The 23,362-nt window shown below is 67.7% G+C and carries 22 protein-coding genes; 12 read left to right on the top strand and 10 right to left on the bottom strand.

Annotated features, from left to right (window positions below):
• Positions 1-168 precede the first annotated feature (168 nt).
• Complete coding sequence (locus ACIBCN_RS28795; RefSeq protein WP_396994825.1) at positions 169-936, bottom strand: DUF2470 domain-containing protein; 768 nt, start codon at positions 934-936, stop codon at positions 169-171.
• A 159-nt stretch (positions 937-1,095) separates the two neighbouring features.
• Here ACIBCN_RS28795 and ACIBCN_RS28790 point away from each other — a divergent pair, with 159 nt between their 5' ends.
• The 3 genes from ACIBCN_RS28790 (at position 1,096) to ACIBCN_RS28780 (ending at position 3,203) form a co-directional block, all read left to right on the top strand.
• Entirely contained in the window at positions 1,096-1,512 is a 417-nt protein-coding gene (locus ACIBCN_RS28790; RefSeq protein WP_396994824.1) for a hypothetical protein, read from the top strand.
• 96 nt (positions 1,513-1,608) lie between these two features.
• A complete protein-coding gene (gene pheA, locus ACIBCN_RS28785; protein ID WP_396994823.1) occupies positions 1,609-2,523 on the top strand; it encodes a prephenate dehydratase in 915 nt (304 codons plus the stop codon).
• Positions 2,520-3,203, top strand: coding sequence for a histidine phosphatase family protein (locus tag ACIBCN_RS28780; RefSeq protein WP_396994822.1), 684 nt, complete (start codon positions 2,520-2,522; stop codon positions 3,201-3,203). The genes pheA and ACIBCN_RS28780 overlap by 4 nt, the downstream gene beginning before the upstream one ends.
• 156 nt (positions 3,204-3,359) lie before the next feature.
• Here ACIBCN_RS28780 and ACIBCN_RS28775 read toward each other — a convergent pair whose 3' ends face one another.
• The 6 genes from ACIBCN_RS28775 to ACIBCN_RS28750 form a co-directional block, all read right to left on the bottom strand.
• On the bottom strand, positions 3,360-4,190 hold the full coding sequence (locus ACIBCN_RS28775; RefSeq protein WP_396994821.1) for an ESX secretion-associated protein EspG: 831 nt from the start codon (positions 4,188-4,190) through the stop codon (positions 3,360-3,362).
• Entirely contained in the window at positions 4,187-5,365 is a 1,179-nt protein-coding gene (locus ACIBCN_RS28770) for a PPE domain-containing protein (protein ID WP_396994820.1), read from the bottom strand. The genes ACIBCN_RS28775 and ACIBCN_RS28770 overlap by 4 nt, the downstream gene beginning before the upstream one ends.
• 42 nt (positions 5,366-5,407) lie before the next feature.
• Positions 5,408-5,728, bottom strand: coding sequence for a PE domain-containing protein (locus ACIBCN_RS28765; protein WP_396994819.1), 321 nt, complete (start codon positions 5,726-5,728; stop codon positions 5,408-5,410).
• A gap of 159 nt (positions 5,729-5,887) precedes the next feature.
• Complete coding sequence (locus ACIBCN_RS28760; RefSeq protein WP_396994818.1) at positions 5,888-6,238, bottom strand: metallopeptidase family protein; 351 nt, start codon at positions 6,236-6,238, stop codon at positions 5,888-5,890.
• Positions 6,239-6,247: 9 nt separating this feature from the next.
• Positions 6,248-7,378: a septum formation family protein gene (locus tag ACIBCN_RS28755; protein ID WP_396994817.1), complete on the bottom strand. Its 1,131-nt coding sequence runs from the start codon at positions 7,376-7,378 to the stop codon at positions 6,248-6,250.
• Between the two features lie 68 nt (positions 7,379-7,446).
• On the bottom strand, positions 7,447-9,147 hold the full coding sequence (locus ACIBCN_RS28750) for an aldehyde dehydrogenase family protein (RefSeq protein WP_396994816.1): 1,701 nt from the start codon (positions 9,145-9,147) through the stop codon (positions 7,447-7,449).
• Between the two features lie 92 nt (positions 9,148-9,239).
• Between ACIBCN_RS28750 and serS the strand changes: the two genes are divergently transcribed.
• The 3 genes from serS (at position 9,240) to ACIBCN_RS28735 (ending at position 14,170) form a co-directional block, all read left to right on the top strand.
• Positions 9,240-10,502 carry a serine--tRNA ligase gene (gene serS, locus ACIBCN_RS28745; RefSeq protein WP_396994815.1) on the top strand — a complete coding sequence of 421 codons (1,263 nt, stop codon included), beginning with the start codon at positions 9,240-9,242 and terminating at the stop codon, positions 10,500-10,502.
• A gap of 237 nt (positions 10,503-10,739) precedes the next feature.
• Positions 10,740-12,605, top strand: a complete 1,866-nt coding sequence (locus ACIBCN_RS28740) for a putative bifunctional diguanylate cyclase/phosphodiesterase (protein ID WP_396994814.1) — start codon at positions 10,740-10,742, stop codon at positions 12,603-12,605.
• Positions 12,606-12,790: 185 nt separating this feature from the next.
• Complete coding sequence (locus ACIBCN_RS28735) at positions 12,791-14,170, top strand: MFS transporter (protein WP_396994813.1); 1,380 nt, start codon at positions 12,791-12,793, stop codon at positions 14,168-14,170.
• On the opposite strand, the gene ACIBCN_RS28730 is transcribed toward ACIBCN_RS28735, so the two are convergent.
• Entirely contained in the window at positions 14,167-14,811 is a 645-nt protein-coding gene (locus ACIBCN_RS28730; RefSeq protein WP_396994812.1) for a TetR/AcrR family transcriptional regulator, read from the bottom strand. The two genes, ACIBCN_RS28735 and ACIBCN_RS28730, sit on opposite strands and share 4 nt — an antisense overlap.
• A 100-nt stretch (positions 14,812-14,911) precedes the next feature.
• Here ACIBCN_RS28730 and ACIBCN_RS28725 point away from each other — a divergent pair, with 100 nt between their 5' ends.
• The 4 genes from ACIBCN_RS28725 (at position 14,912) to ACIBCN_RS28710 (ending at position 19,026) form a co-directional block, all read left to right on the top strand.
• Positions 14,912-16,165: an oxygenase MpaB family protein gene (locus tag ACIBCN_RS28725; RefSeq protein WP_396994811.1), complete on the top strand. Its 1,254-nt coding sequence runs from the start codon at positions 14,912-14,914 to the stop codon at positions 16,163-16,165.
• Positions 16,166-16,372: 207 nt separating this feature from the next.
• On the top strand, positions 16,373-17,329 hold the full coding sequence (locus ACIBCN_RS28720) for a DMT family transporter (RefSeq protein WP_396994810.1): 957 nt from the start codon (positions 16,373-16,375) through the stop codon (positions 17,327-17,329).
• Between the two features lie 89 nt (positions 17,330-17,418).
• Positions 17,419-18,408 (top strand): peroxiredoxin family protein, encoded by a 990-nt coding sequence (locus ACIBCN_RS28715; RefSeq protein ID WP_396994809.1) that lies wholly within the window; start codon positions 17,419-17,421, stop codon positions 18,406-18,408.
• Positions 18,409-18,684: 276 nt separating this feature from the next.
• Positions 18,685-19,026 (top strand): calmodulin, encoded by a 342-nt coding sequence (locus ACIBCN_RS28710; RefSeq protein WP_396994808.1) that lies wholly within the window; start codon positions 18,685-18,687, stop codon positions 19,024-19,026.
• Between the two features lie 65 nt (positions 19,027-19,091).
• Here the strand turns inward: ACIBCN_RS28710 and ACIBCN_RS28705 are convergent, their stop codons facing one another.
• On the bottom strand, positions 19,092-20,630 hold the full coding sequence (locus ACIBCN_RS28705; RefSeq protein ID WP_396994807.1) for a Rieske 2Fe-2S domain-containing protein: 1,539 nt from the start codon (positions 20,628-20,630) through the stop codon (positions 19,092-19,094).
• A gap of 85 nt (positions 20,631-20,715) precedes the next feature.
• Positions 20,716-21,519 (bottom strand): hypothetical protein, encoded by an 804-nt coding sequence (locus tag ACIBCN_RS28700; RefSeq protein WP_396994806.1) that lies wholly within the window; start codon positions 21,517-21,519, stop codon positions 20,716-20,718.
• Positions 21,520-21,748: 229 nt separating this feature from the next.
• Here ACIBCN_RS28700 and ACIBCN_RS28695 point away from each other — a divergent pair, with 229 nt between their 5' ends.
• Positions 21,749-22,495: a lysophospholipid acyltransferase family protein gene (locus ACIBCN_RS28695; RefSeq protein WP_396994805.1), complete on the top strand. Its 747-nt coding sequence runs from the start codon at positions 21,749-21,751 to the stop codon at positions 22,493-22,495.
• A 15-nt stretch (positions 22,496-22,510) separates the two neighbouring features.
• Complete coding sequence (locus ACIBCN_RS28690; RefSeq protein WP_396994804.1) at positions 22,511-23,263, top strand: lysophospholipid acyltransferase family protein; 753 nt, start codon at positions 22,511-22,513, stop codon at positions 23,261-23,263.
• Positions 23,264-23,362: the final 99 nt, after the last annotated feature.

Here is a 23,362-nt window from a genome sequence, read left to right as displayed (position 1 = left end):
CCTCGCATATCAATTTCGGGGGCGGTCCGGCTCGATCCACGACGTGAATCCAGTCAGCTGCGCCACCTGATCAGAGGCTTGTCCCGAGCAGATGTGCACAGCGTGCCGGGCGCTCAATCCTGTTGTGTGAATCCCAGAGTGGTTTCTGAGCAAGCGGCGGGGCTGGGATCAGATGCGGCGCAGGCCGTTGAGGAACGGGCAACCTGCCAAGGTGCGGACCGCGCGGCTGAGCGATTCGATGTCGTCGGCGGGGGAGTTGAACGGGAGACGGAAGTCGTGGTCGCCGTCGCGGCCCTCGACGCGCAGGGTCAGGCCGTAGCGGTCGATGGCGAGCGGGTGCACGATACCGTGCTGGAGCCGGGGCGGCAGGTGGCGAGCGAGTTGCGCGACGACGTCCGCGTGGTCGGCGTCCATGTGCTGCAGCCAGGCCGATTCCAAGGTGCAGAACGGATCCGGCTCGGCCAGCCGCAGCTCGTCGATGCTCACCGATTCGGCGCCGGTCGAGTCGGCCACCACCGCAGAGTTGATCACCAGTCGCAGCAGGGTCGCGCTGTGCCCGACGTCGAGCAGGCCTGGATCCGGGTTCTCTTTGGCGACCTCGCCGGCCAGCGCGCGCTGAGCCTGCGCGGGCACCGCGCGCACCCACCCGCGCAGCCAGACCAGCGCGCGGACCGGTTCGCGCAGCGGCAGCGGCGCGTGATCGGTGAGTTCCAGCACCGCGGGTGCGCCCGCGTCGGGGGAGTTGCCTGCCACGATCGCCGCCACCGAGGTGGTCGGCACCGCGATCACCGCGTCGCCGCATTCGCGCACGTGATGCACGGAGACGGGCGTCGGGTCGATGCCGGGCATGGCCAGCACCGCCTGCTCCGCATGCGCGCACGCACTACGCACCCGCTCTGCGGTGGACGGTGTGACAGTCGGTGTCGGATGCGGCATGCAAACCTCCGTGGTCGGGCGTTGTTCGCCTCGCTCGGGCGCTCAATTAGGTTACCCTAAGCTAAGTGACGAGCGGAACATGCGCAACCGTTCGCCCCATCCTGATCCTGAGAATTCGCGCGCGGCAGCGGGCACGGACCCGGTTGTTACGGTGGATCGGTGGCGCACGGAGACGAAACAACCGGAGAACCAGTACTCATCACATTGACGGCACCCGCCCGACGCAGCGTCGTCGAAGGCCTGGTGCGCGCCCCCCAACCCGGCAACACCGCCCCGATCCTCGACGCGGACGCCCCCGACCCGGACATCGCCGACTTCCTGGCCACCATCGTGCACACCGACACCGGCTTCATCGCCCGCACCTGCTCGGGCGAGCGCGCCATGGCCATCGTCGCCGCCACCGCGGCCGCCCTCTGCGGCGAAGACATCCCCGCCGCCCTGTCCACCCCGGACGTCACGTTCCTCAACGCCTTGAAACCCCCTGCGGTAGAAGCCCTCCGAACTGTCCTCCTCGCCATCGAAACCGAAGCCATCGAGGAAGTGACCCAAGCCCTCCACCCCCTCGCCCGCCCCTGACTCCACGCCCATCGTCGACGGCTGAAAACCCTGGTGGGATGGGGGCGGCGGTTAATACCGGGGGCGCCGGTCGCGGACGCAAGTAAGGTCGTAACCGTGCCGCGTATCGCGTACTTCGGGCCCTCCGGAACTTTCACCGAGATGGCCCTCGCCGAACTCGAATCCTCGGGGGCCTTCGAAGGGGTCGTCGAGCGGGTTGCCGCGCCCAGTCAGGGGGCCGCGCTCGAGCTGATCCGGTCCGGTGACGTGGCAGGGGCGGTGGTGCCGATCGAGAGTTCGGTCGAGGGGTCGATCTCCGCGACACTCGACTCCCTGGCCATCGGCCCGCGGCTGCAGATCGTCGCGGAGACCGAGCTCGAGGTGACCTTCACGATCCTCGGTCACCCCGGCACCAGCCTGTCCGAGGTGCGCACGCTGGCCGCCTATCCGGTGGCCGCCGCGCAGGTGCGCGAGTGGGTGTCGCGGGAGTTGCCGCAGGCTCAGCCGTACGTGTCGGCGTCGAATGCCGCGGCGGCCGAAGACGTGGTGGCGGGCAAGGCGGATGCCGCGGTGTCCACCGCGCTGGCCGGTGCGCGGCTCGGGTTGGCGGTGCTGGCCTCCGGCGTGGCCGACCATGAGCAGGCGATCACCCGTTTCGTGCTGGTCACCCGTCCGTGTGTGGCACCACCCGCGACCGGCGCGGATCGGACGTCGATCGTGCTGGAGTTGCTGAACGAGCCCGGTTCGCTGATGCGCGCGTTCGCCGAATTCGCTACCCGCGGCATCGATTTGACCAGGATCGAATCCCGCCCCACCCGCACGGGCATGGGCACCTATCGCTTTTATCTCGACTGCGTCGGGCACATCGATGACACCGCGGTGGCCGAGGCGCTCAAGGCTCTACATCGCACCGCCCGGATCCGATTCCTCGGTTCCTGGGCCGCGACGTCGGCCAGCGGCACGCCACCGCCGTCGGACGACGCGGCCGCCGAATGGCTGACCCAGCTACGAAAGGGGGTGGCGGATCTGTGACCGGAGCAAAGATCGGCCCGGGCAAGTTGGTGCTGGTCCGGCACGGAGAGACCGAGGGCAACGTCGCGAAGCTCCTCGACACCAAGGTTCCGGGTTTACCGCTCACCGAACGCGGTGCGGCACAAGCGAAGCTGTTCGGCGAGAACCTGATCAACCCGCCGCAGATCCTGTTCTGCTCGGCGGCACAACGCGCCCGCCAGACCGCGGGCTATATCGAAGCCGCGAGCGGCGTGCCCGCCGTCGTGTTGGACAACGTGCAAGAGGTGCAGGCCGGCGACCTCGAAGGCAAGCACAGCGAAGAGGCACACCTCTTCTTCCAGCGGATCTACCGAGCCTGGCACAACGGCGATTTGGATGAACGCGTCCCCGGCGGGGAATCCGGCCGCGATGTGCTCGCCCGCTTCCTCCCGATCATCGAGGACCTCCGCGAAACGTATCTGACCCCCGGCTCGACCACCGGCGATGTACTGCTGGTCAACCACGGCGCCGCAATGCGCCTGGTCTCCCGCTACCTAGCCGACGTACTGCCCCCGTTCACCACGAACAACCACCTCGACAACACCGAAACCATCGAACTCGTCCCGCTCCCCGACGGCACCTGGGACTGCACCCGCTGGGGCCGCTTCACCCCACCCTTCGGCTACGACGTCGCCCCCACCTCCGACGACCCGATGGGCTAGCAGCACCTCTCCGCAGTATTTCCTTCTCCCACACACGAATTCGCTAGCCGCCGCCGCAGCGAGCAGATGCGCACCCGACCGGGCTGAAACGGCACCACAGCCAGTTCCTCGGTCCGCTCGTTATCCGGGGGCGGAGGGACTGGCTGTGGTCGGGTCCTAGACCTGCTCGGGTTTGCGCGGGAACTCCGCACGTTCCGGCAGTTCACTGATCAAGTCTTGCAACGCCGTTCGCAACCGTGCCGGTGTCCCGGTGGCGAGCGACGTCCACTTGACGCCGTCGTCGGATTTGCTGGCGGTCGCGATGAAGCGTCCGCCGCGGGTGTTGAAGACCGCGATGTGGTTGTCGGTGACGTCGCGGGTGCCGTCGCCGTACACCACGGCGACGATCTCGGCGTGCGAGTGGATCTGCACCATGGCCGAGGCGAGGGATTTCGCGTCGGCCGGTGGGGTGCCGACCTGCGCCAGTCGGGTGGCGGTCGCTGCCGCGTCACCGGTGTCGTCGAAGATCGGGACCAGCTGTTCGGTGGGTGCCCGCATGCCGGTGAGGTCGAGCGGGTCGGCCGGGCCGAGGGCCGCGATCACCGGGCCGGGCAGGTCTTCCTGGGCCTCGTCGATCACGTAGGACTGCGGCCCGCGCAGGGCGACGGTGACAACGTCGTCGCCCTTCGCGAGACACATGCGACTCGCTTGACCGTCCACGAACAGCCGTAGCGCGACCACCCAGTGCGGGCGATACAGCGCGAGCAGCCGGTCCTCGAGTTCCTGATGGATCACGTCACCGATCATGAGTTCCCGATCGATGAGCGACTGGGCGGCCACGGCCATCGCGGCATCGTGATCGGTCACGTTGTCGTATTGCCCGCGTGCGTCCAGCACGACGGGCACCTCGTCGATCCCCAGCTTCTCCAGGAGAAACTGCATCTCGTCGAGCGACAACACCACCGACGCGAGCATCGACGGGCCGCGGCCCGCGCCGAGCACCGTCACTTAGCGGCCGTACCGGCTGTGTCGGCGCCGATCACTCCGTCGGCGGCGTAGCGGCCGTCGTTGAAGTGCTCGATCGAGCGCAGGTAGTCCTGGCTCTTGTGCTCGGACTCGTCGTCCTCGTCGCGAACCTGGTTGCCAAGCAGCGGGCTACCGGGCGTGCTGTTGCGCTGCACCGGCGCTGCGGTGGGCTGGCTGACCGAGACGTTCTCGGCGACCGGCGCCGCGGTGGGCGCGCCACCGATGGTGCCCGCTCCCCAGCCTTGCGGAAGCTTCATCGAGCCGTTGCCGACCGAGACCGACGCGCCGGAGCCGAACGACGCGGACCGGGTGCCCGCGGAGACCGCGGCGGAGGCCAAACCCGCGCCGCCGACCATGGTGGCCGGGGCGACACTGCTGATGCCGGGTGCCGCGGCGCTGCTGACCGCCGCGATCGCGTGCGAGCCGATGGTGCCCGCGGTGGACACGCCGGTGGTCGCCACCGAGCCCGCGACGTTCGCCGCCTGCGTGACCGCGCCGACCACGCCGGGGTTGTTCACCAGCGCCGCCGCGGTCGAGATCGCGGTCTGCACCGGATCGGCGTTGGTGGCTTGATAGGCCTGATCGGCCTGGCCCGCCGAATCCGCGGTGCCCGCGCCGTGCGCGATCGCGGGCGGGTTGACGAACTCGCCCGGCGTCACCACCATCGCGGTGGTCGCCGCCTCGTAGGTCTCCATGGTGAGCGCCGCACGCAGGTCGAGCGCGGCCTTGGCCGCCTCGGCCGCTTCGGACGAGCCGTTCAGCACACCGCCGGTGGAGGCGGCGGCGACCCGGGCCGCGTCGACCGCGGCGATCTCAGGGATGCTCGGCATGGCGATCGATGCCACGGTGTACGCGATGGCGTTGCCCGCCGCCTTCGAGCCCATGGTGGCCGCCATGACGCCCTGCTGCTCGGCCCAGCCGATGAACCCGGTGAGCTTGGACAGCGCCGAGATGCCGTTGATGCCCTGCATACCGACACCGAGCTCCGCCATCACCCGGGCGACGGTCGCGGTGGCGTCGACCCACGCGGCGGTGAGCCCGCCCCACGCGGTGGCGGCGGCCGAGATCGGGATGGCGTGCGCGCCCGAGTTGAGCGCGATCGAGTTGCCTTCTGCGAGACGGGGCAGCCAGAACACCCCGGTAATTCCTGCGGTCATGCTTTCTCCCCTTGCTAGTGCTGTGTGCGATGCCCGCAGGCGTTAAGCGATTGTTCCGCTGATGACGTTGACGACGCCCGCGCGGGCGACATCCTCACCGAGGTGGGTGACGAGCTGGCTGCGCAAGGTCGCGGCAGCGTGATGCAGCTCCAGAATCCCCTGGGCGACCGCCTGGTCGTGCGTCATCGCCCCCTTGTTGAGGTGGTTCGCGGCGTGCAGCGACACCTCGTCGACACCGGACGGGATGACATGCGTCGCGGGCGCGGTCACCGCGGCGGCGGCAGCCAGCCGCTCGGCAAGTAGATCCAGCTCAGCGGCGGCAGCGAGGACGACTTCGGGTTGTACTAGTACGTGGCCAACCATGACTCGACTCCTTCTAGTGGCGGCTATGGGGCGGAACCACGAGAATTCCCCCTTCGAGTGATAGGACGCGACAGCGAAGCGATCGGTTCCATCGAATCCCCTAAAGTTTCTTCCTGTCTCACCCCAACTGCAACCGCACTCATACAGCTGGGGTAAAGACTAGCCCCATCCCAGCTGATGTAGGCGCTCTTCGTCAATGCCGAAATAGTGTGCGATCTCATGGATCACGGTGATTACCACCTCTTCCACCACTTCAGCCTCGTCCGCGCAGATGGCGAGGATGGACTCGCGATAGATCGTCACCGTGTCGGGCAGCGCGCCGCCGTAGTGGCTGTCGCGCTCGGTGAGCGCGATCCCTTGATAAAGCCCGAGTAAATGTGGATCCTTCGGATTGCGTGGTTCGATCAGCACGACCACGTTATCGATAGCGCGGGCCAGCTCCGGTGGAATGCGGTCCAGCGCGTCGCCGACCAGTTCCTCGAAACGGTCCTCGGACATGGAGACCGGCATCGTCGCGGATTACCTCGGCTGTGGCGGTAGCGGCGCCGCGCCGGGCAGCGGAGTGGGGGTCGAGCGCCCGGTGTTCGGCGGCGGCTGCGGTGCCTGGCCGTTGATCAGGATGTCGCCCTTCGCGGAACCGGTGATCGGCGCGAAGCCCTCCCGATCGGCCCCCTTGCCGACCATGCAGTCCAGCTTGCGGCTGCCCGCGAGCCAACTGCGCGCGTCCAGGTAATCGAAGAACAGTGTCAGCGTCTTGTTGCGCACCACGTCGGGCCCGCCGAGATAGTCCGACGAGGTCCGCGCGCATTCGTCCTCGACGAACTTGTCCTGCTCGTCCTTGGCCGGCGGGCCACCCTGGAACCGCTGGCCGAGGTCGATGGTGGAGACCACCTCCACCGCGTGCACCTGCGCGCAGTCGACCGGGTCGGTGGGCAGGTTCTGGTTGATGCCCAGGCACACGCCGGGCCCGTACACCTTCGACTGATCGTGTTCGGCCGCGCTGCCCACCGATGGCGGCGTGCCGGTGCTCGCCGCGTACTGCAGCCCGCAGCGCAGCGTGCGATCGCCGTGCTGCCAGCCGTCGGGGCTCGGATACATCAACCCGACGATGTAGCGTCCGCGCGGATCGAACTTCCCGCCCAGGTACTGCTGCACCGCGGGCACGCAGTGCTCTTCCTTCAGCTCGGTGAGCCGCAACGAGTCGGGGAACCGGGAGCCGGGCCCGAACTCCTTGCCCGGGTATTTGCTCATGTCCACATCCGCCGCGACCTCGAACATGTGCTTGGTATCGCAGCGCACCTTGAACAGGTCGGAGTGGTCCGGCTTGGACCAGCTCAGGCAGTCACCCTTGACCGCGGTGCCGAATTCCTTGTCGACCACCGGCTCGCCGGGCGAGCCGGGGGTGTGCGCCTCGACCTTGTTGTTGTCGAAGCCGGTCACGAACAACGTCACCAGTGCGGCGATCACGGCACCCGCGGCCACCAGCAGCAACCCCCAGCGCAGCGTCGGCGCGGGCAGCGGCGTATCGCCGGTGAACAAGCCCCGAACCGTGTCGAACGAGCGCCGCACCCCGCCGGGGCGCGACGGCAGGCCACGCTTGGGTAGCCGGCTCGATGGCTCTGGCTTGGGTGCATGATCGGAGGAGGACATCGCGATCCATCATGGCAGTCTCCGAGCCACGGTGCCACGACCTGGTCTGATCAGCCCTTTTCGCCGCGCTAACCGCGGAACGCGGAGGCGAAGATGCCGGGAATCCGCGCCGGGTTGCCGCTGGCGTAGAACTCGGTGAGCTTGCGCCCGGTGTCCGCCGCGGCCGCGTTGTCGACGAACCACGGCGGCTTCGGCGACAACGCCAGCTCACCGTGCAGCACCGAGCGCGGTGCGGGCCGGAACGGCCCGCGCACCACCGTGCGTTCCACGTCGTCGAGCAGGAAGGCGTTGTGCACCACGCCGATTCCACTCTGCACGTCGTCCAGGGTGTGGCCGGGGAACGCACCCCACGAAGCGCGCGGGGCCAGGAAGGCGAGCCCGGTCCAGGCATTCACCGCGATCGCGCCGTAGCGCAGCCGTTCGAGGGCGCGATCGAAGCCGATGCCGAGCTTACGGATCGTCGACGGGTGGGCGAGCACGTTCGCGCCGAGCGTGCCGGTGAGTTCCTTGTTCGCGAAATCGACCGCCTGCTGCAGGAATTCACCCCCCGCGTAGGGCAGCTCGACCACACCGAGGACGGGCGAGAAGTACTCGGTGCGCAGCAGCGGCGTGTCGGTGAGCGGCACCTGCTCGACCAGCACGCGACCTGATCCGACCTGGTTGGCGTCGGGATAGGCGGCCAGCGCGTCGGCCACCCGCGAGTCGCTACCCGGGTAGTAAGCGGACCGCTGCGGCGCCTGCGCGAGGGCGGCGCGCAGCTCGGCCAGGAACTTGTCCTTGAGCGCCCACTCCTTGCTGATCACGATGGCCTGCGCGGCGATGCAGTTGTAGCCGCCGTTGTGCAGCCGCTGGGTCGCCACGTGCTCGGCCTGATAACGCAGGTCCGCGTCGGACCAGTCGCCGGGCACCACGATGGTCGGCGAGACCCCGCCGAGCTCGCTGGTGATCGGCTTGTCCAGCAGCGGCCGGTTGTCCTGCTTGCGTGCCAGCCCCTCCGGCCCCGGCCCCCACACGATCGCGTCGTGCGTCTGCGCGCTGCCGGTCATGTGCACATGCGCGACGTCGGGATGGTGCACCAGGTAGCCGCCGGTCGCCGCGCCACCCGTCACGATCCGCAGCACACCAAGCTCGCACAGCGGCGCGAACACCATCTCGAACACCGTGTACAGCGGATCGGTGATCGGGTTCAGCTTCAGCACGACCACCCGGTTGTGCGCGTACAGCTCGTACAACGCGTCCAGCGGCGGAATGGAGGTGATGTTGCCCGCGCCGAGCACCGCCCCGATGCCGCCGGTCGCGGTCGGATCGAGCTGGGCCAGCCCGGCCCGCTGCCGCGCGGTATCGGCGTCGACGCCGGGCCGCAGCCACACCTCGCCGTGAAAACCGTTGAGCAGCAGCCGGTCATAGGTGCTCAACGGCAGGATCGGCACCGCGACCCGATTGCCCGGCGCCGACTTGACCGCGACCCCGTCGAGCGGACTGCGCCCGTCCTCCAGCGCGGCCATCGTCGCGGACAGCGCCGCGGTGGCCTGTAGCAGGGTCAGCGGCCCGGACATCCACTCCTCGCCGACCAGCGGCGAGTCCGCGGCCAGGCCCTTGATGGTCCGCGCGGCCCGCACCCAGTCGTCGGCGAAGCGTCCGGTCCGGGCGTGGATGTCGTCGAGGAGCTCGCGGCGGCGGCGCAGCGGGGTCTGTGCCCACACCTTCGCGCCCGCGGTCAGCTCGGCCAGTGCGTCGTCGATCGCTGATTCGTCGAAAGTTGTACCCACAAGCCAACTATGCGCGCGTCGTCGGCCGAGTGCTCCGCATCCTGGGATATCGGGGTGAAACCGCGATAGCCGAACCACTAGGCTGAGGCCCCATGATCGACCTCCGATTCCTGCGGGACAACCCCGACGCGGTCCGCGCCTCGCAGCGCGCCCGTGGCGAAGACCCCGCCCTCGTCGATGCCCTGCTCGAGGCGGACGTGGCGCGCCGTGCGGCGGTGGCCACCGCCGACAACCTGCGTGCCGAGCACAAGGCGATGGGCAAGCTGGTCGGCAAGGCGAGTAAAGAGGAGCGCTCCGGGCTGCTCGCGCAGGCCCAGGAGATGTCGGTCAAGGTCAAGGAGGCCGAGGTCGCGCAGCACGCCGCCGACGCCGACATGGACGCCGCGCACCGCGCCATCTCGAACGTGGTGCAGGACGGCGCGCCGGCCGGCGGCGAGGCCGATTACGTCGTGCTCGAAACCGTCGGCACGCCACCGGAATTCGACTTCGAGCCGAAGGACCACCTGGAACTCGGCGAGTCGCTCGGCCTGATCGACATGGAACGCGGCGCGAAGGTCTCCGGCGCCCGCTTCTACTTCATGACCGGCTACGGCGCCCTGCTGCAACTCGGGCTGCTGCAGCTCGCGGTGCAGAAGGCGGTGGCCAACGGCTTCACCATGATGATCCCGCCGGTGCTGGTGCGCCCGGAGATCATGGCGGGCACCGGCTTCCTCGGCCAGCACGCCTCGGAGGTCTACCGCCTCGCCGAGGAGGACCTCTACCTGGTCGGCACCTCGGAGGTGCCGCTGGCCGGTTACCACTCGGACGAGATCCTCGATCTGAGCAACGGCCCGAAGCGGTACGCGGGCTGGTCGTCGTGCTTCCGGCGCGAGGCGGGCAGCTACGGCAAGGACACCAGGGGCATCATCCGGGTGCACCAGTTCGACAAGGTGGAGATGTTCGTGTTCACCACACCCGAGCAGGCCGATGCCGAGCATCAGCGGCTGCTCGGCTGGGAGCGCGACATGCTCGCGGCCGTCGAGGTCCCTTACCGGGTCATCGACGTTGCCGCAGGCGATCTCGGCAGCTCGGCCGCGCGCAAGTTCGACTGCGAGGCCTGGGTGCCGACCCAGCAGACCTACCGGGAACTCACCTCCACCTCGAACTGCACCACCTTCCAGGCCCGTCGCCTTTCCGTGCGTTACCGCGACGAGAACGGAAAGCCGCAAATCGCAGCCACTTTGAACGGCACGCTCGCGACCACCCGGTGGATCGTGGCCATCCTGGAGAACAACCAGCAGGCCGACGGTTCGGTGCGGGTGCCTGCGGCCTTGGTTCCGTTCGTCGGCACCGAGGTGCTGACGCCGCCGAAGTAGGGCATACCTGGAGTCCGGCACGCATCAGGCGATAGGCGGACATCTGCCCGTCCGAACTGCCTCTGGTTCGCCTCTGTACAGACTGCGCCGGTGCCGACGAATGTGGAATGGGGGCACCGGTGGCCAAGTCGCGTTGGCTACCCGAATGTTTCGCGACGCTGAATAGCTACCGGTTCGCCATGCCGGATTCACGGGATGTGGCAACCGCTGGGATTCGTTGTGTCTAGGCTATTCCCCGTGCGAGGAATCGGGGCGCGCGGCGATACCCGAACCCGGGTGCGGGCGGCATCGGCGCTGGCGACAGCTATGGTCATGGCTCGGACCACCGGGGCGTTCTACGTCATGGGTGGTGTGCTGGGTCTGCTTATTACTGCGATCGCCCCGGGCGAAGAGGGTAATCGGCCGCTGGTCGGTACGGCTGCGGCGATTGCGCTGACGCTGGGACTCACCCTGCTCGCGTGGGGTCCTCGGCTGCCGCACTCTGTCCATCACGGGTACGTCGCCATCGCGACGGTGCTGGTCACGGTCGCGGTCTACGCCTTCCCGAACACCGTCGGCTCGATCAGCCTCGCCGCCTTCTATGTCTTCGTCGCCTGCGATGCCGCGCTGTTCTTCGCGTGGTCGCAGGCCGCCGCGCACATCGCCTTCGCCATGGCGCTGTGTCTGTGGGTATTGCCCACGCGGCCGGTGCATCCCGGTTTGCCATGGTGGTCCGGGTTGATTCCGGCCGGGGTCACCCTCGGCGTCGGCGTGGTCGTCGGCATCCTCACCAGGATGGCGTCGGAAGCCGATATCGACGTGCTGACCGGGCTTTTGAACCGGCGCGGCTTCGATCGCGCGCTCAACTCCGCGATCGAGCAGGCCGCCCGCACCGGCCAGGGACTCGCACTGGTGCTCGTCGACCTCGACCGATTCCAGAAGATCAACGACCACCTCGGCCACCGGGCCGGCGACGCCGTGCTGCAGCGGGTCGCCGACACCTGGTCGAAACTGCTTGCGCCGGACCAGCGCCTGGCCCGCTACGGCGGCGACGCGTTCGCGATGCTGTTGCCGAACACCACCGAGCAGGCCGCCATCCTGCTCACCGAGCAACTGCGCGCGGCGGTGACCACCGGCTGTTCGGCGGGCGTGACCTCTTGGCAGCCAGGCGAATCCGGCTCGCTGCTGGTGAGCCGCGCGGACGTCGGCCTGTACCGGGCCAAGCAGGCGGGTCGTAACCGGACGGTGCTCGAGTCCTCGCGTCAGCTGCCGCTCGCGGTGGAGTTGCGCGAGGCCATCGACCGCGGCCTGCTCGACGTGCACTACCAGCCGATCGTCAGCCTCACCGAGGGCGGCGGCAAGGCGGTCGGTGTCGAGGCGCTGCTGCGCTGGTCGTCGAGCGCGCAGCCGGACGTCACCACCGAGGGCCTGATCCGGGTCGCCGAGGAATACGACCTCATCGCCGATCTGGACGAGCTGGTGTTGCGCAGGGCCTGCGCCGACGCGGCTCGACTGCAGGACACCTTCGCTCAGCTCGATCTGACGCTGAACGTCAATGTCAGCGGCTTGGAGCTGGCCGAGGCAGGCTATGCCGATCGCGTCGCGGGCATCCTCGCCACCACCGGCTGGCCTGCCGAACAACTGGTGCTAGAGGTGACCGAGAGCGAGCTGGCCGCCGAATCGCACACCGCCATCGCGAATCTGCACACCCTGCGCGACCGAGGCGTGCGCATCGCCATCGATGACTTCGGCACCGGATACTCCTCGCTCAGCAGGCTGGCCACGCTGCCGAGCGACATCCTCAAGGTCGACCAGTCCTTCGTCGCCGCCATCCGCTCGGACTCCCCGGCGCCGCCGCTGCTCGGCGTGATCGCCGCCTTGAGTAGCGCGCTCGACCTGCAGGTGATCGCCGAGGGCGTGGAGACCGAATACCAGGCCGCGGTGCTCACCGAACTCGGCTTCGCCCTCGCGCAGGGCTATCACTACAGCGACTCGCACCCGGTCGCGGAGCTGATCAGCGACCTCAACGAGAACCACGGGCGGGTCGGGCCGGGTACGGCCGGGCGCGAGCTCGACGACGGCGATTCGATGCACGCCGCCAACGGCTGGCTGCCACTCGGATAACCGCTTGACGCGGCCTGCCACGGGTTCGCATGCTGATACACATGCGTTTGATCGTTTACCTCTGTTGATCTGTCGCCCGGCTGACGGGTAGCGCCCTCCGTACATTCTCGCGTCCAGCCGCGCTCTCGCGGCGCTCGGCTCTTGTCCGCGCGGAGTCGACGGCCCGTTCGCTGACGATCCGCGCCGTGCTGTTCAAGGGCCTCGGCGACCTGATCCCGCTCTACGCGCTGTACTCCCTGCTGTTCGCCGACCACGGGCTGAGCACCGGGCAAATTTCCGCGCTGTTCGCGATCTGGTCGACCACCGCGTTCCTGCTGGAAGTGCCGTCCGGCGCGTGGGCGGATACGGTGTCGCGTCGCGCGCTCCTCGTGCTCAGCGGCGCCCTGCTGACCGCGGGATTCGCTCTGTGGACCCTCGTCCCGACCTATCCAGGTTTCGCCCTGGGATTCGTACTGTGGGGCACCGCGGGCGCTTTGGCCTCCGGGACTTTCGAGGCCCTCCTCTACGACGATCTCGCCAGCCGCGGCGAGCAGTCCGCCTACGCTCGCGTCCTCGGCTACACCCGCGCGGCCTCGGAAACCGCCATTGTCGTCGGTATTGTCGCCGCCACGCCGCTGTACCTCTGGGGTGGTTACGCGCTGATCGGTTGGTCCAGTGTTGGATTCGCCGCGCTGCACACGGTGCTCGCGCTGTCGCTGCCCAGCGCGCCGAAGGCGGTATCCGCCGCCGACATCGATGAGGTGGAAGACGAAGCCACACAGCCAGAGGCCGAACCGATCGCTGACACGCGCGCCTCGACGCCGGATGGCCTTGCTACCGAGACGAATCGGAACGCCACCATCGATGGTCGTGCCACCGCCGTCGGCGGCCGAGTGATAGTGGGCGATGCGAAGGCGGAGCCGGGTCGGGCGGACGGCGCAGGACCGCTCGCCCGCTACCTCGTCATGCTTAAGACCGGTGTCGGAGAGGCGATTCGAGTACGCACGGCGCGCCATGGCGTGCTGCTCGGCGCATTGTTGTTCGGCATCACCGCGTTCGACGAGTACTTCGCGCTGCTCGCCGAGTCGGTCGGCGTGCCGACGGCGGTGGTGCCGCTGCTCGTCGGACTGACCGTGTTCGGCTCGCTGGGCGGCTCGCTGCTGGCCGGGCGCACCGAGGGCATCTCGGGCCGCACCATGGCGAGCGCCGTCGGCGTCGGCGGCGTCCTGTTCCTCGGCGGCGCGTTGATCGCCGGACTCGCCGAGCACTGGCCGAGTGCCGTGTATGTCCTTACCGGCCTTGGCTTTACGGGAATAGGCCTGTCCTACGGCATCGTGTACAACGCCGGTGTCGTCGCCGGAGCCCGGCTGCAAGACGCGATCGATGGTCCGGCCCGAGCCACCGTGACCTCGGTATCCGGCCTGCTCGGCGAGGTCGTCTCGCTGGCGGTATTCGCCTTCGCCACGCTCGCCACCACCTGGTGGTCGATGGCTACCACCCTCGCTCTGCTCGGCGCCACCATCCTTCCCATCGCCCTGCTGATCCTGTCCTGGCTACCGCCGAGACCGGCCGGCGCCGAGGACTAGTCGAGTGGGACACCGATGAGATGACTTGCGGTGAGCAGGAATTGGTCGGTGGAGCGATCGATCAGGACGGCCCGGGTGACCGGAAGGGTGCCCGCCAGCCAGCTGTTGGTGGTTTCCCAGAGGCCGCCGAGTAGATGCGTGGCGGCGAATTCGGCTCGGTCTCCGGCGTTGTCGACCACATCGGCGCCGACCTCGCCCGCGCATACGGCCATCATGATGCCCGCGAACGAGCGCATCACCTCGGCCCTTCGCATCAGCAAGGCCGGGTTGAGCTGGGCCTCGACGGTGGCGATGCGTGCCTTGCGCGGGTCGTCGGCGATCAGGTCGATGGCCGCGGCGATCGCGGCCCTGGTCTTGGCGCGGATATCGGTGGGCGTCGTGACGAACGCGGTGACCACCGCCTGCCCGATCTCGTCGACGATCCGGTCGAACACCTCGCTGAACACCGCGTCGAGATCGCGGAAGCTCTCGTAGTAGTACCGCTCGGAAAGCCGCGCCTTGGTGCACAACCCTGAGACCGTCAGCTTGGCGAAACCCGAGGTCCCGATGATTTCCTGGGCAGCGTCGAGCAACGCGGCACGCCGCCGCGCTGTGCGCTGTTCGATCGGCACGCCGCCGTAGGACCGCGAGGTGGTAGCCATCCGAGTCATTCTGGCATACATCCTTGCCAGATATCGGATTGTGTGGGACGGTCTTGTCAGAATGCTCGACCGCGAACCTCGATCCGACGGGTGAAGTGCAATGGCGCATGACAACCAGAAACTGGCCACTCCGCAGCTGTTCACGGAGTTCCCGTTCAAGTACGCCGTGCCGGTACTCGCACCAGGCGACCTGAGCTGCACCGCCGCCCAGCGCGACTCCTTCCGCCGATTCACCACGGTCGGCGATCCACTGGCCGACGCCATGGTCGCGATGTTCAAGCGGCTGCCCGTCGGCGAGGGCCGCCGGATGTTCGAGGTCGCGCTCGACAGCGGCATCGCCGCGGTGCCCGACGCCCCCGCGGAGCTGGCCGCGTTCTTCGCGCAGGTGGAAGCCGATCCGTACTGGCTGGACCGCGAGAAAATCGACCGTGGCGCCCGCGTGGTCGGCCGCACCAGCGTCTGGGGCGGCATCGCGATGGGCATGTTCGCCCTGATGGGCGGCTACCTGGCCTCGCGCGCGGACAAGACGCTGGTCGGCACCGGCGACCTCGACGCGATGGCGCCGCGCCGCCTCGCCGAGACCACCCAGTGGTGGCTCGACGTGACGACTCCCGGTGCGCTGCAACGCAATGCGGTCGGCTATCAGAGCGTGTTGCGGGTGCGATTGATGCACGCGCTGGTGCGCGCAGGCATGAACCGGCGCCCCGACTGGGACTACGAGGCCTGGGACCATCCGATCAACCAGGTGCTCACCGTCGGCACCCTCGGACTGTTCTCCATGGCGAATCTCGTTGGCGCCCAAGCGCTCGGCCTGCAGTTCTCGGCGAAGGAGAAGGACGCCGTCTTCCAGCTCTGGCGCTACGTCGGGTTCCTGCTCGGCATCGACGCGGAGATCCTGCCGACCTGCGAGACCGACACCTGGCGCGCCTTCTGGATCCTCGCCGACACCGAATTCATCCCCGACGCCGACTCCCAGCGCCTGGCCCAGGCCCTCGTCCCCGCGGCGGGCGGCCTGTTCGTCGGTGACACCACCGCCGCGCAGCGCGCGCTACGCAAGGTGATCACCAATTACATGGTCGCGTACAGCCGAATCATCCTCGGCGCGACCAATGCCGACTTCCTCGGCCTGCCCGACAGCAGATTCTTCCAGAGCGCCGTGCTGGCCACCGCCGTGGTCAACGGTGCACTCGAGGTGCCTCGGCGAATCCTGCCCGGCGCCACTCGCTTCCACGAAAACCTCGGCGCCCGCATCCGCACCCGCCTGGTCCGCGGCTCCATCGCCCGCAACGGCGGCGACCGCACCTACGCCCGCCACGACACCTACGCCACCCGTCCCACCCTTCGCGTCGGCTGACGCTCTCCACCCGCCGTATAGACGGGTGCTCGCTGGCGGTCACGATCGACGGGACATGGATGGTGGGCATGCTCAGGCGCCGCCACTTGTCCCGTTGAGCATGAGCTGGTTGTGCTGAGGTGGCTGACCTCGGCGGTATTCGCGCGCGTGTTGTTCGACTCGGCACGGTGCATCCGGTGCGGGGGGTGCGGCGGTAGCGTTCCGGGGGTGACCGTGCGGGCGAGGTGGGGGCTTGGGTTCGGGTTCTGCATCGGTGCGGGGGTGGCGGTGCAGGGGCGGATCAATGGCGCGCTCGGGGCGCGGTTGCATGATGGAATTGCCGCGGCCACCCTCAGTTTCGGGTCCGGTCTGTTGATTCTGGCGGTCGCGTTCGTGTGCAGCGGTCGCCTGCGCGAGGGTGCGGCGCGGGTTCGGAACGCGCTGTCGGCGGGCACGCTGCGGCCGTGGCATCTGCTCGGTGGGCTCTGCGGCGCCTTCTTCGTCGCGTGTCAGGGGCTTGCCGTCGCGGCGATCGGGGTCACCGCCTTCACCGTCGCCGTCGTCGCGGGCCAGCTGCTGAGCAGCCTCGTGGTCGACCGCCTCGGCGTGGCGCCGAACGGCCGCACACCGGTCACCGCACTGCGGTTCGGCGGTGCCGCGCTCGGCGTACTCGCGGTGCTGATCGCCGGGGCGGGCCGCTCGGGCACATCGACCGGCGCCCTCTCGGTCCCCGAATCGCTGCGCGGCGCACCGACCGCACTGCTGATCATCCTGCCAGCCCTGGCGGGCATCGGCCTGGCCTGGCAGCAAGCGGTCAACGGTCGCGTCGGCGCGGTCGGCGGCCCGCTGTCCGCCACCCTGGTCAACTTCTGCGTCGGCCTGGTTGCCCTGGTCGTGATCGAAGCGGTCGTCTTGCTCGGCTCCGGCCTCTCCGCCGAATTCCCCAGGCAGCCTTGGCTCTACCTCGGCGGCTTGATCGGCATCGCCTTCATCGCACTGGCTGCCATCACCGTCCGTTGGATCGGTGTACTCCTTCTCGGCCTGACGTCCGTAGCAGGCCAACTCCTGATGTCGATCGTCCTGGACCTCGCCACCCCCACCAGCGCGGGCCTGTCCGCCACCGCGGTCGTAGGCAGCGCGCTTACTTTGGTCGCCGTCGGTATCGCCACCCGATCACCTAGCTGACTTCGCGCGGACGGTCGGCCGTCCAGCCGCATGGAAGTAGTTCCACCGATTCGTATTTCAGCGGTTTGCCGGTGTGGGATCGTGCGCTCATGCCTATCGAATACGGGGTGTGGATTTCGCGACTGGTAGTTGGTGTGCTGTTCGGATTGTCGGCGGTGGGGAAGCTCGCGGACCCGGTCGGGACGCGGAAAGCGGTGGGGGAGTTCGGGGTTCCGATGCGGTGGGTGGCTGCGGTGGGCTGGGGGTTACCCGCGCTGGAGGGATTGGTCGCGATCGCGGTGCCGGTGCCGTGGACGGTTTTGCCGGGTGCGGCGCTAGCTCTGCTGTTGCTCGTCGTGTTCACGCTGGCGGTGGCGCGGTTGTTGAAACGTGGGGAACGACCGGCCTGTTCGTGCTTCGGCGCGGTGAGTACGGAGCCCATCGGGGCACGGACGCTGGTGCGCAACGGCGTCTTGCTTGTCCTCGCGATGCTGGTCGGATGGGGTGCGGTCGCTTATCCCCGGGTGCCGGGCACACTGCCCACCGATGACGCGGTCTGGCTCGCCGTGGCAGCGGTATTGGTCGCGGTGCTGATCTGGTTGTGGGGTGACGTGCACGCCCTGCGCAAGCGGGTCGACGAGCAAGCGTTGTCGACACTCGGTGCGGAGGGCTTACCGGTCGGCGCGGTCGCCCCGGAGTTCGAGCTACTCGATGTCGCCGGTGGCAGAACGAGTTTGGCGTCCCTGCTGGCGCGAGAACGCCAGGTACTGCTGGTCTTCGTCCATCCGGGCTGCGAGTTGTGCGCGGCGTTGGCGCGGGAGCTGCCGCGCTGGCAGGAGCGGACCGCTCGGGTGCTGAGCATTGTCGTCGTCGGCAACGGTGACGCCACCGAACACGCCGAATGGGGACGTGAGCAGGGACTCACCGATATTCCGGTGCTGGTGCAGCAGGGCAACGAAGCGGCGCTGCGTTACCGCGTACGCGGCACCCCATCGGGGGTGCTGATCGATGCCGACGGCCGTGTCGCCGCGCCGGTCGCCCGCGGCGCGATAGCTGCCCGCGAATTGATCGTAACGGCGAAGCGGATAGTGCGGCGGTAATTGTTTCGTGCGGTCGGTTCGAAACTGTTCAATTACTCGAAAAGTACTGTGCGGCAGCAATTATTACGAAGTAACAGATAGCCGGTTCGATCGGTACCAGCGTACCGGTTGGCGTTACCGGTTCCTCGGCGGCAAACGGACCGGTTCGCTAATTCCGTTGTCGTGCAATGATTTACGCGAGCGAATCGCGTCCCGGCGAACGATCTACTGGATACCATCGAAGGGCTAGATTTCTCCAATCAGAGTCGATTGGCCGCATTCGACCGAGGGATGATCATGGCACTCTTCGCATTCACCGATTACTCCGGCAAAGAATTTGTCATCCAGCTCGCCAACGACCAACGAATAGAGGAGGCTCGGCGCATTCTGAAGGGCGAGGAGCAGATGTCGACCCATGTCATGGGCCGCATCAGGAAGGTTCGCGCCGAGTACAACCCGGAGTGGGACTTCCACCTCGACCCGGACACGATCAGTTTCTTCACGATGGCCATCGAGGTCTGCGACGCGAGCATCATGTACACCAACGATCACCTCGATGAAGCGTGTGGCCCCTTCTTGCCCGGCTGCTTCTGGTGTCCCTGGTCTTCGAGGCTCACCCGCGAGCTCAACGGCAAGTAGACCTGTTCCGTCAGAACCATTTCCGGTCGATACCATGCGGCATCGACCGGAAATCGTATGCTGACTCAGCTCAACTTGCGTGACCGGAGCTCGTGACCCTTGGACGTCTTGCAACGTCCCGATTCTAGATCCCACTGCCAGCCGTGCAAGTTGCAGGTAAGCGTATTACCTTCCACCACACCGAATTTCGACAGATTCGCCTTCAGATGCGGGCAGCGACGCTGCACTTCCCACCCGGCCAGCTCGGTCGAGGCGGAATCGTCGTGCGCCTCGGAGAACCAGCCGTCGGCGTAGGCGATGCGCTCGTCGGTGAGACATTTGAAGAAGGTGTAGAGGAATTCGTTGTAGCCGCCGATCCGCCACGCCTGGAAGCGGGTGGACAGGAAAATGGTGTTCACCCAGTCGGGCTCGTTGTCCCGCAGCACGGTGCGCACCAGCTCGGGTGCGATCCGGAAACCGTAGCGGTACTTGCCTTCTCCCTCGATCGCCCCGCGCACCACGCGCTTGGGGAAGTCGAGCACCACAGTCTCGTCGCCGATCACCAACCCGACCGGATAGCCGATGCCGTCGCAGATCAGATCGCTCTGCGCCATGATCGGCTCGAACAGCTCTTTCAGCGGTTCCAGTAGCGGCTCGTCACCCGTTGCCCAGGAAGCCTTTTCGGCCGCGAGCACCGGCGCCAACCGCTGCGCCATCAACTCGATGTATTCGGCCTTGTTGTCGTAGACCAGTCCCGGCTCGAAGGGATGGGTCAAGTCCAACTCGGCCCCGCGCACGTCGGCGACGGAACCGGGGATCATCAGGATCCCGCCCTCGTTGCCGTGGATCCGCATCTGATCCAGAAACACCATCTGGTCCGGGAAGATATTGCCCTCGTCGCCGCGATCGTCGTTGAGGTAGCGCAGCTCGTCGTCCAGGAACACCGGCGGCCCGGCCGACGGCACCACCCAGGTCGCCCCGACCTGCTCGATGTAGCTCCGGCAGCGGTCCATGCCGCGCTGGCGCTTCTGCTTACCGAAGTTCGACTTGGTCCGGCTCGGGATGTCGTAGACCATCGGGTACCAAATCGCGCCGGAGTACTGCAGCAGATGGATGTCGATGTGGCCGAACGAATCGTGCAGCACGTCCATGTCGACCGGACGGGCGTCGTTCATGTTGAAGCAGGTGGTCTCGCCGTCGGAGACGACCAATCCGGAGTCGCCGATCGGCCCGTCGGCGGGCGCGCGCAACGCGATGATCATGATGTCGAGCTCGGCGCCGTTACCGCTGATGGTGTGCTTGACCGAGTCCTCGGTCTCGAAGAACTTGTGGAAGCCGAGCTTCTCGAGCTCGCGCTTCAGATCCGGCACCGGGTAGTCCGGCAGCAGCACCGTCGCGTCCTTGTTGACGTGCTTTGCCAGATTCTCTGCGTCGAAGTGGTCGCGGTGCAGATGCGAGACGTAGAGGAAATCGCAGTTGCCCAGCTCGTCCCAGTCCAGCTGGGTGTTGTCGGGAAACGGGAACCACGATCCGAAGTACGCGGGGTTGACCCAGGGGTCGCAAAGGATCGACCCCGCCGCGGTGCGGATGTGGAATCCGGCGTGTCCGACGCTGGTGATCTGCACGAGCTGCTCCTCCTACCGTTACCAGCCATCCAGGGTAATGGCTGTATAGAACTGCCGAGCGCTCGCGGTGCCCCCGCGAGCAGGGCTACGGGGAGACGTCGCCGATGCAGTAGCCCTGTGGCCCGGCGGCCAGGGTGAACACGCGGGTCTGTGTCGTCCCGGCCGAGTTGGTCACCGGAACATCGACAGCGATGTAGTCCCCGCGGGGCGGGTCGGAATGGATTTCCTGGTCGGCGAACTTGGCGGCGCCGGTCAGCTTGCCAGGGTTGGTAGCCAGCGGTGCTGCGCTGGACTTGCCGGTGCCGGTGGGATCCCAAGTGGCGGGGGACGCCTTGCAGACCAGTGGGTAGGTGCTCTCCTTATCGGCGGCGTCGAGCGGGGCGCCGACGGATCGGGCCAGGTAGCGCCGCACGGTGTGTCTGGCGTCGGCGTCGTCGTACTCGATGTCGGCGCCCGCCGAGGCGACCCGGGGGCAGGCATAGCCGGTGTCGAGCGCGGCGCGGTCGACGGCGACCGTGGTGGTCCTGGTCTTCCAGGTGATGGCGTCCCGCGTGGCGGTACCGGGCTGGGCGAGGGCGGCCAGGATGGGCTGCTCATCGGCGTACATTTCCGCCACGTTCTTCGGTGCGATGGTCCAGCACTTGGCCTGCAGCTGCGCCACGGTGCTCGTCTTCAGATCCGCGGCCCAATGCTGCACGGCGGCAGGCAGTTCGGCGACCGGGCCGACCGAAGGGGCGGCCGACGACGTGGCGGGCGCCAACGTGCTGCCCGGAGTGGACGGGACGGCGGTCGGTGTCGTGCTCGCCGTCGTGACCTGCACCGGCTCGTCGTTCGGAATGCCGACCGCGGAGTCGCAGCCGGTCAGCGCGAAGGCGCCGGAGATTGCCAAGCCGCCGATCAAAGCTCGGACGATGCGCAGCGGTCGAGGCGATGTGGTGGGCTGATCACGCGGTGTTCTACGGTCGCGTCCAGGTGGATTCAGATGGGCGCATTCCACTTCGACGATCCTCTTCTCTACAGCGTGCGACAGGCCGAGCGAGCCGTCCCAGGCTCGGTGTGACCCACAAAGCAGTGGCCCACTGCCGGATGAGACAGTCAGCGACTACGCTAGCGGAATTGTGGAACCCGTCTACCGGACGATCATCGGCCTTGCCCGCACCGTCTTCTTCGTCGAAGGCCTGAAGTTCACCGTCAAGGGCGCTGAACACATCCCCGCGCGGGGTGGTGCCGTACTCGCGGTCAACCACACCGGCTACATGGACTTCACCTACGCGGGGCTGCCGGTGCGCACCCCCAAGCGCTACATCCGGTTCATGGCTAAAAAAGAGGTCTTCGACGACAAGATCTCCGGCCCGATCATGCGTGCGCTCAAGCACATTCCGGTCGACCGGGGCGCGGGCGCCGACTCCTACCAGGCCGCGGTCGAGTATCTGCAGCGCGGCGAGCTCGTCGGCGTGTACCCCGAGGCGACCATCAGCCGCAGCTTCGAGATCAAGGACTTCAAGTCCGGCGCGGCGCGGATGGCCATCGAGTCCGGCGGGCCGATCATCCCGATCGTCATCTGGGGCGCGCAGCGGGTGTGGACCAAGGGCTTCCCGAAGCGCCTCGGCCGCACCAACACTCCGATCTCCATCGCGGTCGGCGCGCCGATCCCACCGTTCGAGCCCGCGTCCGAGCTGACCGCCAAGCTCCGCGCGACCATGCAGGAAATGCTGCTCGACCTGCAAAAGGACTATCCGCACGAGCAGGGCGCGTACTGGGTGCCTGCCCGGCTCGGCGGCAGCGCCCCTACCCTGGAGGAGGCCGACGCGCTCGATGCCGCCGAGGCCGCGGAAAAAGCAGCTCGGAAGAAGACGGCCTCGTAGTAGCGGAGATTTCGGATGGCGCGGGAACCGGTTTACGACATACTCACCGGCTTGGTGCGCACCATATTCGCGGTGCAAGGGCTGCGGATCGACATCGCCGACCAGCATCGGATCCCGAGTTCCGGCGGCGCGGTGCTTGCGGTGAATCACACCGCTTACCTGGACTTCATGGAGGTCGGACTGGTCGGCCGCAAGTCGGGCCGCAACGTCAGATACATGATGAAGGCCGAGCTCGAGCACGGCATCGTCGGCTTTCTGATGAAGCACTGCAAGGCAATCGGCGTCGACCGCACGGCGGGTGCCGAATCCTATAGCCGGGCAGTCGAGTCCCTGCGCGACGGTGAACTCGTCGTGGTCTATCCCGAGGCGACCATCAGCCGCAGCTTCGAACTGAAGGATTTCAAATCCGGCGCGGCCCGCATGGCCATCGAAGCCGACGTCCCGATCATCCCCCTGGTCATCTGGGGCGCGCACCGCGTCTGGACCAAGGACATCCCGAAGCGGCTCGGCCGACATAACTTCCCGATCAATATCCGAGTCGGCGAACCCATCCCACCGGCCGAACCCCCCGACGCCCTCACCACCACCCTCCACACCCACATGGCAGCCCTGCTCACCGCCGCCCAACACGACTACCCCATGCAACCCGGCGCCCGCTGGGTCCCCGCCCGCCTCGGCGGCACCGCCCCCACCCTCCCCGAAGCCGCCATCCTGGAACAGGAAGAACTAGCCCGCCGCCGCGCCAAAGCCCAACCCCCCAACCCCTGAGCGCGGGGACTATCTCGCTAACGGTGTTTCCGGCGTTGGGTGATCAGTAGGTTTGAGCGTCGGGCCAACGGTCAGCGAAGGTAATCGCGAAGGCATTGA

It is taken from the genome of Nocardia sp. NPDC051052 (assembly GCF_044456045.1).
Classification (GTDB): Bacteria; Actinomycetota; Actinomycetes; order Mycobacteriales; family Mycobacteriaceae; genus Nocardia.
The sequence above is the reverse complement of the archived record's forward strand: the minus strand, read 5'-3'. Positions and strand labels throughout refer to the sequence as shown.

What these genes read in the sequence shown, in the direction of transcription:
- ACIBCN_RS28710 (WP_396994808.1), top strand. Translation starts at nt 18,685, where the DNA reads ATGGCACTCTTCGCATTCACCGATTACTCCGGCAAAGAATTTGTCATC.
- ACIBCN_RS28770 (WP_396994820.1), bottom strand. Translation starts at nt 5,365, where the DNA reads ATGACCGCAGGAATTACCGGGGTGTTCTGGCTGCCCCGTCTCGCAGAA.
- ACIBCN_RS28730 (WP_396994812.1), bottom strand. Translation starts at nt 14,811, where the DNA reads ATGGCTACCACCTCGCGGTCCTACGGCGGCGTGCCGATCGAACAGCGC.
- ACIBCN_RS28755 (WP_396994817.1), bottom strand. Translation starts at nt 7,378, where the DNA reads ATGTCCTCCTCCGATCATGCACCCAAGCCAGAGCCATCGAGCCGGCTA.
- ACIBCN_RS28715 (WP_396994809.1), top strand. Translation starts at nt 17,419, where the DNA reads ATGCCTATCGAATACGGGGTGTGGATTTCGCGACTGGTAGTTGGTGTG.
- ACIBCN_RS28765 (WP_396994819.1), bottom strand. Translation starts at nt 5,728, where the DNA reads ATGGTTGGCCACGTACTAGTACAACCCGAAGTCGTCCTCGCTGCCGCC.
- serS (WP_396994815.1), top strand. Translation starts at nt 9,240, where the DNA reads ATGATCGACCTCCGATTCCTGCGGGACAACCCCGACGCGGTCCGCGCC.
- ACIBCN_RS28690 (WP_396994804.1), top strand. Translation starts at nt 22,511, where the DNA reads ATGGCGCGGGAACCGGTTTACGACATACTCACCGGCTTGGTGCGCACC.
- ACIBCN_RS28795 (WP_396994825.1), bottom strand. Translation starts at nt 936, where the DNA reads ATGCCGCATCCGACACCGACTGTCACACCGTCCACCGCAGAGCGGGTG.
- ACIBCN_RS28760 (WP_396994818.1), bottom strand. Translation starts at nt 6,238, where the DNA reads ATGCCGGTCTCCATGTCCGAGGACCGTTTCGAGGAACTGGTCGGCGAC.
- ACIBCN_RS28725 (WP_396994811.1), top strand. Translation starts at nt 14,912, where the DNA reads ATGGCGCATGACAACCAGAAACTGGCCACTCCGCAGCTGTTCACGGAG.